The following is a 14561-nucleotide window of genomic DNA, read 5'->3' on the forward strand; positions in this document are numbered from 1 at the left end:
CAAGAGGACTCGCCGGGTGACGAGAAATCTTGTTCCCTACGCAGGCGTTAACCTGATCAGGTTCAACGGGATCCGGTATTTACCGATCTCAGCCTTCCAACAAGGCACCCCGACAAGAACGCGGCCAGTCTAGACCATGCCGTGGGCAAATTGCCAATAGCGGTGCATTCAGCGTGATGAATGGCGTGATTGCGGGATTGTTGCGCCGTGTCACCCCCACTACACTCGATTGCCGCCACAGTGCTTGACGCCAGGAATGGCCAGCCTTAGCCTTGGGCGCTAAATTATCACCGTAATATTTATTCTAGGGATCGCCTCATGCTGCGCAAACTCTCACTGGCTCTCGCCGTGTCTTGTGCGACCAACGGAATGGTCTGGGCAGCTGAAGCGCCCTTGTCCGCCAAAACCGATCTGGTCAGCGTCTACCAGGAAGCCGTGGATAACAACGCCGACCTGGCCGCCGCCCGCGCCCAATACGGCGCGCAAAAAGAAGTCGTGCCCCAGGCACGCGCAGGCTTGCTGCCGAACCTGTCGGGCGGTGCCGATATCAATAACGTGCGCACCCAGATCGACACGCCCGCCGCCACCGCCAACCGCGACGCGCACTCCTGGCGCGCGACCCTGAGCCAGCCGCTGTTCCGCGCCGACCGCTGGTTCCAGCTGCAAGCGGCCGAGGCCACGAATGAACAGGCCGCCCTGCAACTGTCGGCCACCGAACAGAACCTGATCCTGCAAAGTGCCGAAAGTTATTTCGCGGTGCTGCGCGCCCAGGACAACCTGGCCTCGACCAAAGCCGAGGAAAACGCCTTCAAGCGCCAGCTGGATCAATCCAACGAACGCTTCGATGTCGGCCTCTCGGACAAGACCGACGTGCTGCAATCCCAGGCCAGCTACGACACTGCACGGGCCAACCGGATTGTCGCGCAGCGCCAGGTGGACGATGCATTCGAAGCACTGATCACCCTGACCAATCGCCAGTACAACTCGATCCAGGGCATTGTCCACACCTTGCCCGTGCTGCCGCCGCTGCCGAATGACGCCAAGTCGTGGGTGGAAACGGCCGGTCGCCAGAACCTGAACCTGCTGGCCAGCAACTACGCGGTCACCGCCGCCGAAGAAACCCTCAAGCAGCGCAAGGCCGGGCATGCGCCGACCCTGGATGCCGTGGCCCAATACGAGAAAGGCGACAACGACGCCCTCGGTTTCAGCAACCCGAATGCCTTCGGCACGCCGTACCGTGGCGATGTGGAGCAGCGCACCATCGGCCTGCGCCTGAACATCCCGATCTACAGCGGCGGCCTGACCAGCTCGCAAGTGCGTGAGTCCTACTCGCGCCTGGGCCAGACCGAGCAGCAACGCGAAGGCCTGCGCCGCCAGGTGGTGGAAAACACGCGCAACCTGCACCGCGCGGTGAATACCGATGTCGAACAGGTGCAGGCGCGCCGCCAGTCGATCATCTCCAACCAGAGCGCGGTGGAAGCCACGGAAATCGGTTACCAGGTGGGCACGCGCAACATCGTCGATGTGCTGGACTCACAGCGCCAGCTGTATTCGTCGGTGCGCAACTACAACAACAGCCGCTACGACTACATCCTCGACAACCTGCGCCTGAAGCAGGCGGCGGGCACCTTGAACCCCGGGGATCTGCAGGACCTGGCGCGCTACCTCAAGGCTGACTACAACCCCGATCGCGACTTCCTGCCACCGGACCTGGCCAAGGCCGCCGCCGAACAGCTCAAGGCCCGCCCTGGCTATTAACCACACCGCATAACCCATGCAGGCGCTGGCTTGGCTGCGCCTGCATTTGAGTTGTGTGGTCAGTGGTTCAGGAGTTTGCCCAAGCCATCCAGCAAGCGCTGCAGCGCGCCCTGGTTGGCCTGCATCACCTTGAGTCCCGCCTGCGCCATCTTGCGGGCATCCTGCGGCAGTTCGAACAACTGGCGCACGGCTTCGGCCAGGCCTTCGGCGTCATCCACCTCTCGCAACGCCCCGGCTTCGCGCATCATTGCGGTGATTTCGAGGAAGTTGAACACATGTGGCCCCATGATCACCGGCTTGGCCAATGCCGCCGGCTCCAGCGGGTTGTGTCCACCGGTCGCGACCAGGCTGCCGCCGACAAACGCACTGTCGGCCAGGGCATAGAGGAACAACAACTCACCCATGGTATCGCCAAGCAATACCGAGGTTTGCGCGGTCACCGGCGCGCCGCTGGAACGGCGCACCGTGACGAAGCCCTGCTGCTCACACAGCTCGAACATCGGTCCGAAGCGCTCCTGATGGCGTGGCACCAGGATCAACAGCGCATTCGGATAGCTGTCGAGCAACTGGCGATGGGCAGCCAGCACCACTTCATCTTCGCCTTCATGGGTACTGGCCGCGATCCACACCGGACGCTCGCTGGCGCCCCATTGCTCGCGCAGCGCAGCAGCACGCAGCGGCAGCTGGGGGTCGATGGTCAGGTCGAACTTGATCGAGCCGGTGACCTCGACGGTGTCCGGCCGCGCGCCGAGGCTCAGGAAACGCTGGGCCTCGGTCTCGGTCTGCACCGCGAACAAGCTCATTTGCGACAGCATCGGCGCCGTCAGCTTGGCAAATTTTGCATAGCCCTTGGCAGAACGTGCCGACAACCGCGCATTCGCCAACGCCACCGGGATCCCGCGCTGGGCGCAGGCATGAATATGATTGGGCCACAGCTCGGTTTCCATGATCACCGCCAGCTTCGGCTGCACCCGGTCAAGGAAACGCTTGGCCGCGCACGGCAAGTCATAGGGCAGGTAGCAGTGCTGCACGCGCGGCTCATTGGCGAACAGCGCCTGGATACGCTCGGAACCGGTCGGCGTCATGCAGGTGACGGTGATCGGCAGGGTCGGATAACGCGCCAGCAGCCCGCGCACCATCGGCGCGGCGGCAATACTTTCGCCCACCGACACGGCATGCACCCAGATTCCGCCCGGCTGCAGCACCGGCAAGCCATAGGATAACCGCTCGCCGATGCGCTTGGCATAGGCAGGCGCCTTGCGCGCACGCAGCCACAGACGTAAAGCCACCAACGGCAGCGCCAGGTAAAACAGACAGCTGTAGAGAGTTCTATTCATGGCGGCGGAGTTTATCGGCTTTTTCAGTCGATCGCCTGCAAGCGCTCGGCAAAACGTTCGGCAAGGAAGCGCGCAGCGGGACCCAGGTGCTCATCGCGACGCCAGACCAGCTCCACCACCAGCGCCGGCGGCGTCCATTCGCTGTGCAGTTCCACCATCTGCTGCTGGTAGGTCGGGTATTGCACGATATGTCGGGGCAGCCAGGCCCAGCCCAGGCCACTCATCAGCCACTCGGCCAATACGTAGAAGCTGTCGGCGCGCCACACCAGCGGGCTGGCGGCTTCGCTGCCGGGGTAGACGCTGGTCTGGGTCGACATCAGCAACTGGCGAAACTGCGCCAGGCGCTGGCATGTCACGTAGTTTTCCGCAGCCAGCGGGTGGTTCACGCCGCACACAGTGACCATTTCCACACTGCCGACCACACGCCGCTCCAGAGCCTCGGGGATCTGGTCGTGATAGAACAACAGGCCCAGGTCGGCCTTGCGCTCCACCAACTTGCGCGCCACATCGCCCTGGGCGGCGCTGGACAGTTGCACCTCCAGCAGCGGGTACTGCCCCGCCAGCGCCTCGAGGCTATCGAGTATCGGTTGGAACAACATGGCTTCGTCCTGGGCCAGGCGCAGGCAGGCTTCTTCCCCGCGGGTCAACGACAGCGCACGGCCGTTGAGCCGCTCACACTGGCGCAAGACTTCACGCGCTTCCTCCAGCAACACACTGCCCGCCTCGGTCAGGCGTGGCTGACGGCCACTGCTACGCTCAAACAGGCTCAGGCCCAGGTCCGCCTCCAGCAAGGCAATCGCACTGCTCACCGCCGATTGCGCCTTGCGCTGGTCGCGCGCCACGGCCGAAAACGAGCGCTGTTCGGCGACACTGACAAACAGGCGCATCTGCTCCAGATTCCACTGCACGCTCATGGCTCAACCCATCTTTATTTCGGATAGGTAATGACTTTACCCCATCTGCCAGGCGTCTAGAATGCCAGCCCTGTAGAAGCCGGACTCCTACACATCAGAACTCATCTCCGAGGAATACCCCCCATGAATGCCGCCTACCTCTACCTGGCTATTGCCATCTGCTCGGAAGTGATCGCGACCGTCTCCATGAAAGCCGTCAAGGGTTGGAGCACCCCCCTGCCGCTCGCACTGGTGATCGTCGGCTACGGCATCGCATTCTGGATGCTGACTTTGGTGGTGCGCACCGTGCCGGTGGGCGTGGCGTATGCGGTGTGGGCAGGCATGGGCATCGTGATGGTCAGTGTCGCGGCGCTGTTTATCTACGGGCAGAAGCTCGACGTTCCGGCCATGCTGGGGATGGGCTTGATTGTGCTGGGCGTGGTGGTGATTCAGCTATTCTCGAAAACCGCCGGGCACTGACACCCATCATCGCTGCATTTCGATCCCTGTATACTGCGCCTCTTGTCTTGAACACTGAGGTCGCCCATGCCATCCGTTATTTCCACCGACGTGCTGATTGTCGGCGCCGGAGTTGCCGGCCTCTGGCTGAATGCGCGCCTGCGCCGCCAGGGGTTTTCCACGGTGCTGGTGGAAAGCGCCACCTTGGGTGGCGGACAAAGCGTGAAGTCCCAGGGAATCATCCACGGCGGGGCTAAATACGCCCTGCACGGCGCCCTCACCGGCGCCTCCGAAGCGATTGCCGATATGCCGCGCCGCTGGCGCGAGGCCTTGGCCGGCAGCGGTGAGCTGGACCTGTCCGGCGTGCGCCTACTGTCCGAAGCGCATTATCTGTGGTCCCCCGGCACGATCGCCGGCAACCTCACCAGCTTCTTCGCCAGCAAGGCCGTGCGCGGCCGTGTCGACCAGGTCAAGGGTGATGAGCTACCGCCGGCCCTGCAGGACCGCCGCTTCAAGGGCAAGGTCTATCGCCTGGCCGAGCTGGTCATCGACGTACCGAGCCTGATCGAACGCCTGGCGCAACTGGCCGGTGACGGCTTGCTCGCCGGGCAACACATCGAGCCATTGCTGGAAGGCGACACCCTGGTGGGCCTGAAGGTCGATGGCCGCGAGATCCGCGCCCAGCGCATCGTGCTGAGCGCCGGCAAAGGCACTGCCGACCTGCTGGCCGACCTCGGCCTGAGCCAGCCGGCCATGCAAACACGTCCGCTGCACATGATCATCGCCAAAGGCCCCGGCTTGAAGCCGCTGTATGCCCACTGCCTGGGCGGCGGCACCAAGCCGCGCATCACCGTCACCACTCACCCCGCTGCCGACGGCAACTGGGTGTGGTACATGGGCGGCGATATTGCCGAAGCCGATGGAGTGGCGCGCACACCTGAAGAGCAGATCGCCACTGCGCAAAAAGAACTCGCGCAATTGCTGCCATGGATCGACATGCACCAGACCCGCTGGGCGACCCTGCGTGTCGACCGTGCCGAGCCGCTGCAATCAGGCCTCACACGCCCCGACAATGCCTTCGTCGCCGAACAGGGCCGCCTGCTGGTGGGCTGGCCGACCAAGCTGGCGCTGGCGCCGGACTTCGCCGATCGGGTGATCAACAGCCTCGAACGCGACGGCATCCACCCAAGCGCCTCCGAACCCCTGCCTGAGCTGCCTAAACCCGCCATCGGCGTACCCGCCTGGGAGCAACTGTTGCCATGAGCCTGCCGACCCTGCACGACCTGCATCGCCCTCTCGGCAGCACCGGCCTGTTGGTTTCGCCACTGGGCCTGGGCACCGTCAAGCTCGGCCGCGACCAAGGGGTGAAGTACCCCAGCGGGTTCACGATTCCCGATGATGACGCTGCGCGGATGCTGCTGCGCCAGGCCCGCCAGCTGGGCATCAACCTCATCGATACCGCGCCGGCCTACGGGCGCAGCGAAGAACGCCTGGGGCCGCTGCTGCGCGGCCAGCGCAAGGACTGGGTGATCGTCAGCAAGGTCGGTGAAGAGTTTGCCGAGGGCGTGTCCCATCACGACTTCAGCGCCGCCCATACCCGGATGTCGATCGAGCGCAGCTTGAAAAGACTTGAAACGGATTTTATCGACCTGGTGCTGGTGCATTCCGACGGCAATGACCTGCATATCCTCAATGACTGCGAGGTCTACCAGACCCTGGCGGCGTTGAAAAAAGAAGGCAAGATCCGCGGTTTCGGGTTCTCCGGCAAAACCGTCCAGGGCGGCGTAAAGGCTCTGGAACAAGGTGATTGCGCGATGGTCACCTACAATCTGAACGAACAGGCCGAGAAAGCCGTCATTGATTATGCAGCGGCCCATGGCAAAGGCATCCTGGTGAAAAAAGCCCTGGCCAGCGGCCACGTGTGCCTGGAACCTGGAGTGGATCCAATTCGGGCGAGTTTCACGTTGTTGTTTGCGCAAACGGGCGTCGCCAGTGCTATTGTCGGGACCATCAATCCGCTGCACCTGGCCCATAACGTGGCGACCGCTGCCCAAGTCATTCGTCAACTCTGATGCCGCCGACGCGGCCGACCCCGTCGCAAGAAGGAGCCGACATGCCGCGAACGCTCATAAGAAAAAACCCCAGCAACTTCAAAACACTGCCGCTGCACGTCGAAGCCACACCCGAAGGCCTGAGCTACCAGAGCGTGGGCATGCCGCTCAACTTTGCCCAGACCCTGCAACGCCGCAAGCCGGTAGACGTTCCGGACGCCGAGCGTTTCGCCCTTGAGCTGGCCAACCTCGGCGTGTCGGTGCGCCTGACCCTGCACTGGCAAAACAAGGATTACTGGGTGCTGGTGCGCCAGCGCCGCCAGGACCGGGGCGACGTAGTGCTCAAGCTGATCTCCGGCTATGTCCCCGCCCATGAACTGAACCTGCCGCTGCACACCGCCATCCAGGAAATTGCCGAAGAGTGCCTGCTGGAAACACCCGAAGGCTGGCTCAGCGGGCGCTTCAACGACACCTGGCTGCCGGCGCCCTACTCTGCCGCGCTGCATTATCGCGAGGCGCTGCCGTTTCGCTTGAGCCCCCTGTCCGGCGCCGCGCGCCCGGTGCGGTGTGCGACAACCCAACTGATCGAGCGGCCACGGGCCTATGTGCACTTGCCGACCGCGTCGCTGCAGTTGATTTACGACTTGCGCCTCGAAGTGCCCAAAGAGGCCAAGTCCCTGAGCCTGTTCCATGTGGATGAGCGCCTCGAAGGCGACCAACTGGTGGCACGCCTGGACCGCCAGCGCCCGGATTTGTACCTGATGCCTTTAAAGGACGGCCAGCCGCTCGCCGAGCTGTACACCGTCAAGAAAGATCAGCTGTACCCCGCCAGCACCCGTGGTTTGTACCTGGCCGAAAGCTTCGCCCAGCAGGAAGGCTGGCTGGTGCGCGAGGAGCGGATTCGCTGGAAGGATTGGCTCAGGCAGCAGGGCCTGGCGGAGCCGGAGAAGGAGTCGAAATTGAAGCGCCTGGCACGGCGCGTGCTGCGCAAGATCGTGCCAAAGAAAAAAGCCAAGGGTTAACGCAAACCCAATGTAGGCGCCGGCTTGCCTGCGATGGCATCACCTCGGTGCACATGATGTACCCAGGCGCCTGCATCGCCGGCAAGCCGGCGTCCACATTGATTGCATTCAGCCGTGGAGCAAGCGCTTCAACCCAACCTTCAACGGGGTCGGCTCGGGCAGTTCGAAACTGGCCAGCAAGCGCTGGTTATTTGCCCGCGAGTGCCGAATGTCGCCGGAGCGCGCCGGCCCGTAAGTCACGACGGGCAGCTTGCCCACCGCTTCTTCCAGCGCCTGCAGCACTTGCTTGAGGGTGGTGGTGCGATTCCAGCCCACGTTGATCGCACCCAAGGGCGCGCCCGGGGCTTCGATGGCCTGCACCAGCACGTCCACCAGGTCTTCCACGTACATGAAATCGCGGGTTTGCTCGCCATCGCCGAACACGGCAATCGGCAAGCCCTGCTGGACACGCTCGCTGAAGATACTGATGACGCCGGAGTACGGCGACGATGGGTCCTGGCGCGGCCCGAAGATATTGAAGAAGCGGAAAATCACCGGCTCCAGGCCATGCTGGCGACGGTAGAAATCAAAGTAATGCTCGCCGGCCAACTTGTCGGACGCGTAGGGCGTCAATGGCGCCTTGGTGGTCTCTTCGTCGATCGAAGCGCCCTCGCCGTTGTTGCCATACACCGCCGCGCTGGAAGCGAAGACCACACGCTTCACGCCCGCCTGGCGCATCGCTTCGCAGACATTCAGGCTGCCGACAAAATTGCTCTGGTGCGTGCTCACCGGGTCATCCACCGAAGCCTGCACCGACGCTACCGCGGCCAGGTGCACCACCGCCGTGGTGCCGATGGCGGCACGCGCCACCAGCGCAGCATCGGCGACGTCGCCTTCCAGCAGCTCGACGCGCGGGTTGTCCAGCGGCAGGTTGCTGCGCTTGCCGGTGGACAGGTCATCCAGCACCCGCACTGCATAGCCTTTGGCAAGCAGCGCATCGACCAGATGCGAGCCAATGAAACCGGCACCGCCGGTGATCAGGACCCGCTTATCAGCGTTACTCATTGTTGCGGATCTTCTCGACAATGGCCGTGGTCGAGCTGTTCTCGACCAAGCCAAGCACTTTGACCTTGCCGCCGTAGGCACTGACGATATCGGCGCCCACAACCTGGTCGACGGAGTAATCGCCGCCCTTGACCAGCACGTCCGGCTTGACCTGGGCCAGCAGGTTTTCCGGGGTGCCTTCAGGGAAGCTGATCACCCAGTCCACCGCGCCCAGGCCGGCCAATACCGCCATGCGTCGGTCGACACTGTTGATCGGACGGCCCGGGCCCTTGAGGCGGCTGACCGACGCGTCATCGTTGACCGCGACAATCAGGCGATCACCCTGGGCGCGAGCCTGCTCCAGATAGGTCACATGGCCAGCGTGGAGGATGTCGAAGCAACCGTTGGTGAACACAATGCTTTCGTTGTGGGCACGTGCATCGTCAATTGCCAGCAGCAATTGCTCGATGGTCAGCACGCCACGTTCGGAGCCTTCGGAACGCTGGATCGCGCGGCGCAGCTCGGGCGCGCTGATGGCAGCCGTACCCAGCTTGCCGACCACGATGCCCGCCGCCAGGTTGGCAAGTGCCACCGCGTGGGGCAGCTCTTCGCCGGCGGCGATGGAGGCGGCCAGGGTGGAAATCACGGTGTCACCGGCGCCGGTGACGTCGAACACTTCACGGGCCCGCGCCGGCAGGTGCATCGCCGGGTGGCCAGGACGCAGCAAGGTCATGCCGTGCTCGCCACGGGTCACCAGCAAGGCGCCGAGGTCGAGATCAGCCATCAGCGCCGCGCCCTTGGTCACGAGGTCGTGCTCATCGACGCAACCGCCGACGATGGCTTCGAACTCGCTGAGGTTCGGCGTGATCAGGCTGGCTCCGCGATAAATCGAGAAGTCCTTGCCCTTGGGATCAGCCAGTACCGGGATATTGCGCGCCTTGGCGGCCTGGATCAGCATCTGGTGGTTCTTCAACGCACCTTTGCCGTAGTCGGACAACACCAGCACCTTGATGCCTTCGAGCAACTCGTCGACCTGGCCACTCAAGGCCAGGGCGTCCGTGGCGAAGGGTTCTTCGAAATCGATACGCAGCAATTGCTGGTGCCGGCTCATGACCCGCAGCTTGACGATGGTCGGCTGGTGGGCAATGCGCTGGAACTGCGCACGCACGCCAGCACCGCGCAGGCTGTTGGCCAGGCTGTCGGCGGCTTCGTCGTCGCCGGTCACACCCACCAGGGAGGCCGGGGCGCCGAGCGCGGCAATGTTAAGGGCAACGTTGGCAGCGCCACCCGGGCGGTCTTCGATTTGCTCGACCTTGACTACCGGTACCGGCGCCTCAGGGGAAATCCGTGAGGTACCGCCATGCCAGTAACGGTCGAGCATGACATCGCCGACCACCAAGACAGGGGCTTGATCGAATCGCGGCATGGACAACTTCATGGAGCAACCCACATACAAAATGAACAGGGGCGCGATATTAGCACAGGGTGAGCGCCGCCTAGTTCGAGAGCTTTATCGGCAATGCATCATGCGCGAAAACTGATCATTTTTTGAACAAGGCCGCGAGAACCTGCTCCACGGCGTCAGCCAACTCGACCTCATCGGTATTGATTTCGCAGTCGGCGGCACGCGGCGCTTCATAAGGGCTGTCCAGGCCGGTGAACGCCTTGATCCGCCCTTCCAGCGCCGCGCGGTAGAGGCCTTTGGGATCGCGCCGCGCGCACACAGCGAATGGCGTGCTGATATACACCTCAAAAAACTGCCCCGGCCCGAACAGTGCCTTGGCAGCGGCCCGGTCGGCGCTGAACGGCGAAATCGCCGAGACGATCACGATCAACCCCGCGTCCACCATCAACCGCGCCACTTCACAAATGCGCCGGATGTTTTCCTTGCGGGCCGCATCACTCATGCCCAGGTCGTTGCACAGGCCGGTGCGCAAATTATCGCCATCGAGCACAAAGGTGTGTCGCCCCTGCTCGTTGAGCTGGACCTCCAAAGCATTCGCCAGCGTCGACTTGCCCGAGCCGGACAACCCGGTCAGCCATACGCAACAAGGCTGCTGGTGCTTGAGCGCCGCCCGTGCGGCCACCGACAGCGACAAGGCAAAGGGGCGGATCGATGCAGAACCATGGGACAGCGACTGGCTATTCATAACCCAGGACCTCGTAATCACGTTGATAGGCGCGCCGGACCAGGCGGCGCGTGCGCAAGGAGCAGAACTCCCTGACCGGCTCGCTGCGCCGCCCGAGTGAAACATTCAGATGGGGCAGCGAGGTCGCCACGCCGAGGTGTTCGCACAGGTGCTGGAAGTCTTGCTCCAGCGACTCCTGGCGCCCGAGAAAGTCCATCGCCATTTGCCCCATGTGATCGACCAGGAAGTCGGTCTGGGGCGCGAAATGCAGTTGGCGACGCAGGTTGTCCGGGTGCAGCCAGCCGGCAATGAAATGGTCGAAGTCGCGGTAGCTGGACACCAGCGCCTGGGCCTGCAGATCACGCGCGCCCATGTGATTGCTGCGCAAATAGGTATAGGCCGAGTAGGCGCGCTCCAGCGGGTCACGCACGAAGGCGAACTTGAAACTGCGCTCGCAGTGCTCGGGAAATTGCTGCTGGTACCAGTAATACGGCAAATGCCCCGGCCAGCGCCCATCCAGCAGCGCCGAACAGACGCTGCTGCCGGCGCATTTGGGCACGTGGATAAACACGCAGTTGTGTCGCTCGAAGGCAGGGGGAAGGACGGTCACCGCCGACAGGGATTTGTTCACTGCCTGGCGATCCACCACCGACAAACGCCCCAGCAGAAACGCCCGCTGGGGCTTGGGAAGCAGTTTCCACAACAGACGTTGCAACATTCCATTACCCACGCAAGAAGGTTAGCCCTCTCGTTCGTCATTCGAATCGAGAAGGCCAACATAACAAACGATAGGCAGCGAATTATTTGGCTTTGGTCAAGCGTGTATGGGGCTTGATACAAAAAACGGGGCGCATTGCGCGCCCCGGTGTGTCAGGTGATGTTCGCCGTCGCCGGCTCGTCCAGGCCCATGGCGTGCAGGCGCGAGTAATAGCCGCCCATGGCCAGCAGTTCGAGATGCGTACCACGCTCGACAATTTCACCGTGGTCCATCACCAGAATCAGGTCGGCTTTCTCGATGGTGGACAAACGGTGCGCGATGACCAGGGTGGTGCGGCCTTTCATGACCTTGTCCAGCGCCGCCTGGATGTGGCGCTCCGACTCGGTATCCAGCGCCGATGTCGCTTCATCCAGAATCAGCAACGGGGCGTTTTTCAGCAGGGCCCGAGCGATTGCCAGGCGTTGACGCTGGCCACCGGAAAGCAACACGCCGTTTTCCCCGACTTCGGTGTCCAGGCCTTTTGGCAGCTCGGAGATGAAGTCCATGGCGTAGGCATCCGCCGCTGCTTTTTCAATGTCTTCGCGCGGCGCATCCGCCAGGTCGCCGTAGGCAATGTTATTGGCCACGGTGTCGTTGAACAGCGTGACGTGCTGGGTCACCTGGGCGACATGTCGGCGCAGGTTGCGCAGGCGGTAATCTTCGATCTCCACCTCGTCCAGCAGGATCTCGCCGGTCTCGTGATGGTAGAAGCGCGGGATCAGGCTCGCCAGGGTCGACTTGCCACTGCCCGAGCGCCCGACCAGTGCAATCATCTGCCCCGGCGCGGCACTGAAGCTGATGTTCTTCAGCACTTCGCGATCGGTACCGGGGTACGTGAAGCTCAGGTTGCGCACGTCCAGGCGACCGCTGACACGGTCACGCTCGACGGTGCCGCTGTCGACTTCAGGCACTTCATCCAGTTGCTCGAAGATGCTCTCGGCACCTGCCACGCCTTTCTGGATCGTCGAGCTGACTTCCGACAGCTGGCGGATCGGCTTGGGCAGCAGGCCCGCGGCGGTAATGTAGGCCACCAGGTCACCTGCCGTGGCGTCACCGCGCAGCAACAGGACCAGGAACATCAGCGCAGCCATGGCGGTGTAGATCACCAATTGCAGCATCGGCGTATAGACCGCGCCGGTCTTGTTCATGCGCAGTTGCTTGTCGGTGTTGCCCTGGCTGGCGGCGGCAAAGCGGCGCTCCTCGTAGCTTTCGCCACCGAAGCTGCGCACCACGCGGTAGCCCTGGATGGTTTCGGAGGCCACGTGCGTCACGTCGCCCATCGCCACCTGGATCTTCTTGCTCTGCTTGCGGAATTTCTTGCTGGTGCTGCCGACCATGACGGCAATCAGCGGCAGGATCGCCAGCATCACCAGGGTCAGCTTCCAGTTCATCCACAGCAGGTAACCGAACAGGAACACCACCGTCAGGCCTTCGCGGATCACGACTTTGATCGCATCCGTGGCAGCCCCGGTGACCATGGTCACGTTGAAGGTGATGCGCGAAATCAGGTGCCCGGAGTTGTGCGTGTCAAAATAACGGTTGGGCAGCACCAGCAGCTTGTTGAACAGCTGGACGCGCAGGTCATGCACCAGCCCCAGGGAAACCTTGGCCAGGTAGTAGTTGCCCAGGAACGAGCCGAGGCCCTGCCACGCCGCGATCAGAATGATCAGCAGCGGCACGGCCATCAGCAGCTTCAAGTCCTTGAACAACGGGATCTTGGGCAGGAACACCACGTCGGGGTTGCTCAGGCCATCCACGAAGTACTTGAGGATCCCGGCGAGCATGGGCTGGGTGGACGCAAAGATCACGAAGCCCACGATACTCAGCAGGAACATGCCCAGGTACGGTTTCACATAGCCCAGCAGCCTGAAATAAATTTTCAGGCTGGATTCCTGGTCCGCTTTGGGCGGTGCGTCACTCATGTGTCGAGCTCACTGATTGGGTAGGACGCGAACTTTATCACAAGCGTCGGGTTTGGCCCGAGCCCAGACCAACACACTGGCCAGCGCAATCGGCAGCCACGAGATGAACCACTCGGCGCGGGGCGTGCCCGTCAGGCTCGCAGCATCGAACTGCATGGCCAGGAACGAAAACACCCACATGCCGATGATGCCCTTGCCGTAGAGCGTGTCGCGGGCCTTCCAGGCTTGCCACAACACGCCGAACCACAGCCCGCACCAGAGCAGCAGGCCCGGCAGGCCCAGCTCGATGGTGACATGCGTGAACAGGTTGTGGGCGTGATCGAAATAGAGGTTATCGGCAAAGACCTTGTAGTCCCCACCCAGGCCCAGGCCGGTCCACGGATGCTCGCCGATCATGTGCAAAGAGGCCATGAAGATCTGCGGCCGATAGGAAACACCACGGGCCAGCATCAGCGACTCCATGGCGAAGAACACCGCCACCGCCGCCACGACCGCAGCGATAGCAATCACGGTGCTACGTCGGTCCCGGCACCAGGCCGGCATGGCGACCACGGTCAGCAACAGCGCCAATGCCGCGCCACGGCTCTGGCTCAACACCACGAAGAGCCCCAGCAATCCGATGGACAGCACCCACGCCACTTGCATCCAGCGGCCACGCGGCAGCCAATGCAGCAACCAGATCGCCGCCAGGCCGATCACGTAGGCGCCCAGGATCGGGTGAGCCAATTGCCCCAGCCCTTCGAGGCGGGCAGACCAGGCGTTATGCTCGACCCCATAAAACTTGATGATCGCCACCAGCGACGACACCGCCAGCCCGAAACCACCCCACTGCATCACGCGAATGATGCGATCGCTCTGACCACAGGCCAGCACCGGGAAAAACAGCAGGAACACGCCGATATACAGCAGGCGCTTGGCCTCGCGCGATGGGTCCTCGGCATTGGTCCACGTCAGGCTGATCGCGCCCCAGATCGCCAGCGCCGCGATCATCAGGCACATCCAGCGCTGCTCGCGCCAGACCTCCTTGAGACGCTCACGCGCCGACCAGGCGAACACCATGGCCGGCAACCAGAGAAACAGCGTCAACCCTTGTTGGTAAATCTTGTTGGTTGGCGCAAAGGCAATCGCCAGCAGAAACCAAAGCAACCCGAAAATCATCCATACCTGCGCCCAACGACTTGCTTGCATCACCCGCTCCTGAATACGTTCA

13 protein-coding genes and 1 riboswitch are annotated in these 14561 nt (G+C 62.9%); of the genes, 5 read left to right on the plus strand and 8 right to left on the minus strand.

What is annotated here, in order from left to right; all coding sequences use genetic code 11:
• Window positions 1-16: 16 nt before the first annotated feature.
• Window positions 17-122: riboswitch (TPP riboswitch) on the minus strand.
• 196 nt (window positions 123-318) lie between these two features.
• A complete protein-coding gene (locus tag C9990_RS28850; RefSeq protein WP_065900078.1) occupies window positions 319-1758 on the plus strand; it encodes a TolC family outer membrane protein in 1440 nt (479 codons plus the stop codon).
• Window positions 1759-1817: 59 nt separating this feature from the next.
• On the opposite strand, the gene waaA is transcribed toward C9990_RS28850, so the two are convergent.
• Both waaA and C9990_RS28860 read right to left on the minus strand, forming a co-directional pair.
• Window positions 1818-3095 (minus strand): lipid IV(A) 3-deoxy-D-manno-octulosonic acid transferase, encoded by a 1278-nt coding sequence (gene waaA, locus C9990_RS28855; RefSeq protein WP_106805329.1) that lies wholly within the window; start codon window positions 3093-3095, stop codon window positions 1818-1820.
• A gap of 23 nt (window positions 3096-3118) precedes the next feature.
• A complete protein-coding gene (locus tag C9990_RS28860; RefSeq protein ID WP_106805330.1) occupies window positions 3119-4009 on the minus strand; it encodes a LysR family transcriptional regulator in 891 nt (296 codons plus the stop codon).
• A gap of 123 nt (window positions 4010-4132) precedes the next feature.
• On the opposite strand from C9990_RS28860, the gene C9990_RS28865 reads away from it, so the two are divergent.
• The 4 genes from C9990_RS28865 to C9990_RS28880 all read left to right on the plus strand — a co-directional run bounded on the left by C9990_RS28865 (window position 4133) and on the right by C9990_RS28880 (window position 7520).
• A complete protein-coding gene (locus C9990_RS28865; RefSeq protein ID WP_065900074.1) occupies window positions 4133-4468 on the plus strand; it encodes a multidrug efflux SMR transporter in 336 nt (111 codons plus the stop codon).
• A 66-nt stretch (window positions 4469-4534) separates the two neighbouring features.
• On the plus strand, window positions 4535-5710 hold the full coding sequence (locus C9990_RS28870) for an FAD-binding oxidoreductase (RefSeq protein WP_106805331.1): 1176 nt from the start codon (window positions 4535-4537) through the stop codon (window positions 5708-5710).
• On the plus strand, window positions 5707-6519 hold the full coding sequence (locus C9990_RS28875) for an aldo/keto reductase (RefSeq protein ID WP_106805332.1): 813 nt from the start codon (window positions 5707-5709) through the stop codon (window positions 6517-6519). Before C9990_RS28870 ends, C9990_RS28875 begins: the two co-directional genes overlap by 4 nt.
• Window positions 6520-6560: 41 nt before the next feature.
• Window positions 6561-7520 (plus strand): metal ABC transporter ATPase, encoded by a 960-nt coding sequence (locus C9990_RS28880; RefSeq protein ID WP_065900069.1) that lies wholly within the window; start codon window positions 6561-6563, stop codon window positions 7518-7520.
• A gap of 108 nt (window positions 7521-7628) precedes the next feature.
• Here the strand turns inward: C9990_RS28880 and C9990_RS28885 are convergent, their stop codons facing one another.
• The 6 genes from C9990_RS28885 to C9990_RS28910 all read right to left on the minus strand — a co-directional run bounded on the left by C9990_RS28885 (window position 7629) and on the right by C9990_RS28910 (window position 14539).
• Entirely contained in the window at window positions 7629-8564 is a 936-nt protein-coding gene (locus tag C9990_RS28885; protein ID WP_106805333.1) for an NAD-dependent epimerase/dehydratase family protein, read from the minus strand.
• Window positions 8557-9981 (minus strand): bifunctional D-glycero-beta-D-manno-heptose-7-phosphate kinase/D-glycero-beta-D-manno-heptose 1-phosphate adenylyltransferase HldE, encoded by a 1425-nt coding sequence (hldE, locus tag C9990_RS28890; protein ID WP_065900067.1) that lies wholly within the window; start codon window positions 9979-9981, stop codon window positions 8557-8559. The genes C9990_RS28885 and hldE overlap by 8 nt, the downstream gene beginning before the upstream one ends.
• A gap of 103 nt (window positions 9982-10084) precedes the next feature.
• Window positions 10085-10693: an adenylyl-sulfate kinase gene (gene cysC, locus C9990_RS28895; RefSeq protein WP_106805334.1), complete on the minus strand. Its 609-nt coding sequence runs from the start codon at window positions 10691-10693 to the stop codon at window positions 10085-10087.
• The gene (locus C9990_RS28900; protein ID WP_065900063.1) at window positions 10686-11390 is read right to left on the minus strand and encodes a sulfotransferase family 2 domain-containing protein; all 705 of its coding nucleotides are present in this window, start codon (window positions 11388-11390) and stop codon (window positions 10686-10688) included. The genes cysC and C9990_RS28900 overlap by 8 nt, the downstream gene beginning before the upstream one ends.
• A gap of 152 nt (window positions 11391-11542) precedes the next feature.
• Entirely contained in the window at window positions 11543-13351 is a 1809-nt protein-coding gene (msbA, locus tag C9990_RS28905) for a lipid A export permease/ATP-binding protein MsbA (protein WP_106805335.1), read from the minus strand.
• A 9-nt stretch (window positions 13352-13360) separates the two neighbouring features.
• The gene (locus C9990_RS28910) at window positions 13361-14539 is read right to left on the minus strand and encodes an O-antigen ligase (RefSeq protein WP_106805336.1); all 1179 of its coding nucleotides are present in this window, start codon (window positions 14537-14539) and stop codon (window positions 13361-13363) included.
• Between the last annotated feature and the right edge of the window lie 22 nt (window positions 14540-14561).

Origin of the sequence: Pseudomonas sp. S5D5 (genome assembly GCF_003013355.1) — a bacterium.
Lineage (GTDB): Bacteria > Pseudomonadota > Gammaproteobacteria > Pseudomonadales > Pseudomonadaceae > Aquipseudomonas > Aquipseudomonas aylmerensis.

Bases quoted from the DNA above. Each gene is read 5' to 3' on its own strand.
- C9990_RS28870 (WP_106805331.1), top strand. From the start codon at position 4,535: ATGCCATCCGTTATTTCCACCGACGTGCTGATTGTCGGCGCCGGAGTT.
- C9990_RS28880 (WP_065900069.1), top strand. From the start codon at position 6,561: ATGCCGCGAACGCTCATAAGAAAAAACCCCAGCAACTTCAAAACACTG.
- C9990_RS28900 (WP_065900063.1), bottom strand. From the start codon at position 11,390: ATGTTGCAACGTCTGTTGTGGAAACTGCTTCCCAAGCCCCAGCGGGCG.
- C9990_RS28860 (WP_106805330.1), bottom strand. From the start codon at position 4,009: ATGAGCGTGCAGTGGAATCTGGAGCAGATGCGCCTGTTTGTCAGTGTC.
- C9990_RS28875 (WP_106805332.1), top strand. From the start codon at position 5,707: ATGAGCCTGCCGACCCTGCACGACCTGCATCGCCCTCTCGGCAGCACC.
- cysC (WP_106805334.1), bottom strand. From the start codon at position 10,693: ATGAATAGCCAGTCGCTGTCCCATGGTTCTGCATCGATCCGCCCCTTT.
- C9990_RS28850 (WP_065900078.1), top strand. From the start codon at position 319: ATGCTGCGCAAACTCTCACTGGCTCTCGCCGTGTCTTGTGCGACCAAC.
- hldE (WP_065900067.1), bottom strand. From the start codon at position 9,981: ATGAAGTTGTCCATGCCGCGATTCGATCAAGCCCCTGTCTTGGTGGTC.
- C9990_RS28865 (WP_065900074.1), top strand. From the start codon at position 4,133: ATGAATGCCGCCTACCTCTACCTGGCTATTGCCATCTGCTCGGAAGTG.
- C9990_RS28910 (WP_106805336.1), bottom strand. From the start codon at position 14,539: ATGCAAGCAAGTCGTTGGGCGCAGGTATGGATGATTTTCGGGTTGCTT.
- waaA (WP_106805329.1), bottom strand. From the start codon at position 3,095: ATGAATAGAACTCTCTACAGCTGTCTGTTTTACCTGGCGCTGCCGTTG.
- C9990_RS28885 (WP_106805333.1), bottom strand. From the start codon at position 8,564: ATGAGTAACGCTGATAAGCGGGTCCTGATCACCGGCGGTGCCGGTTTC.
- msbA (WP_106805335.1), bottom strand. From the start codon at position 13,351: ATGAGTGACGCACCGCCCAAAGCGGACCAGGAATCCAGCCTGAAAATT.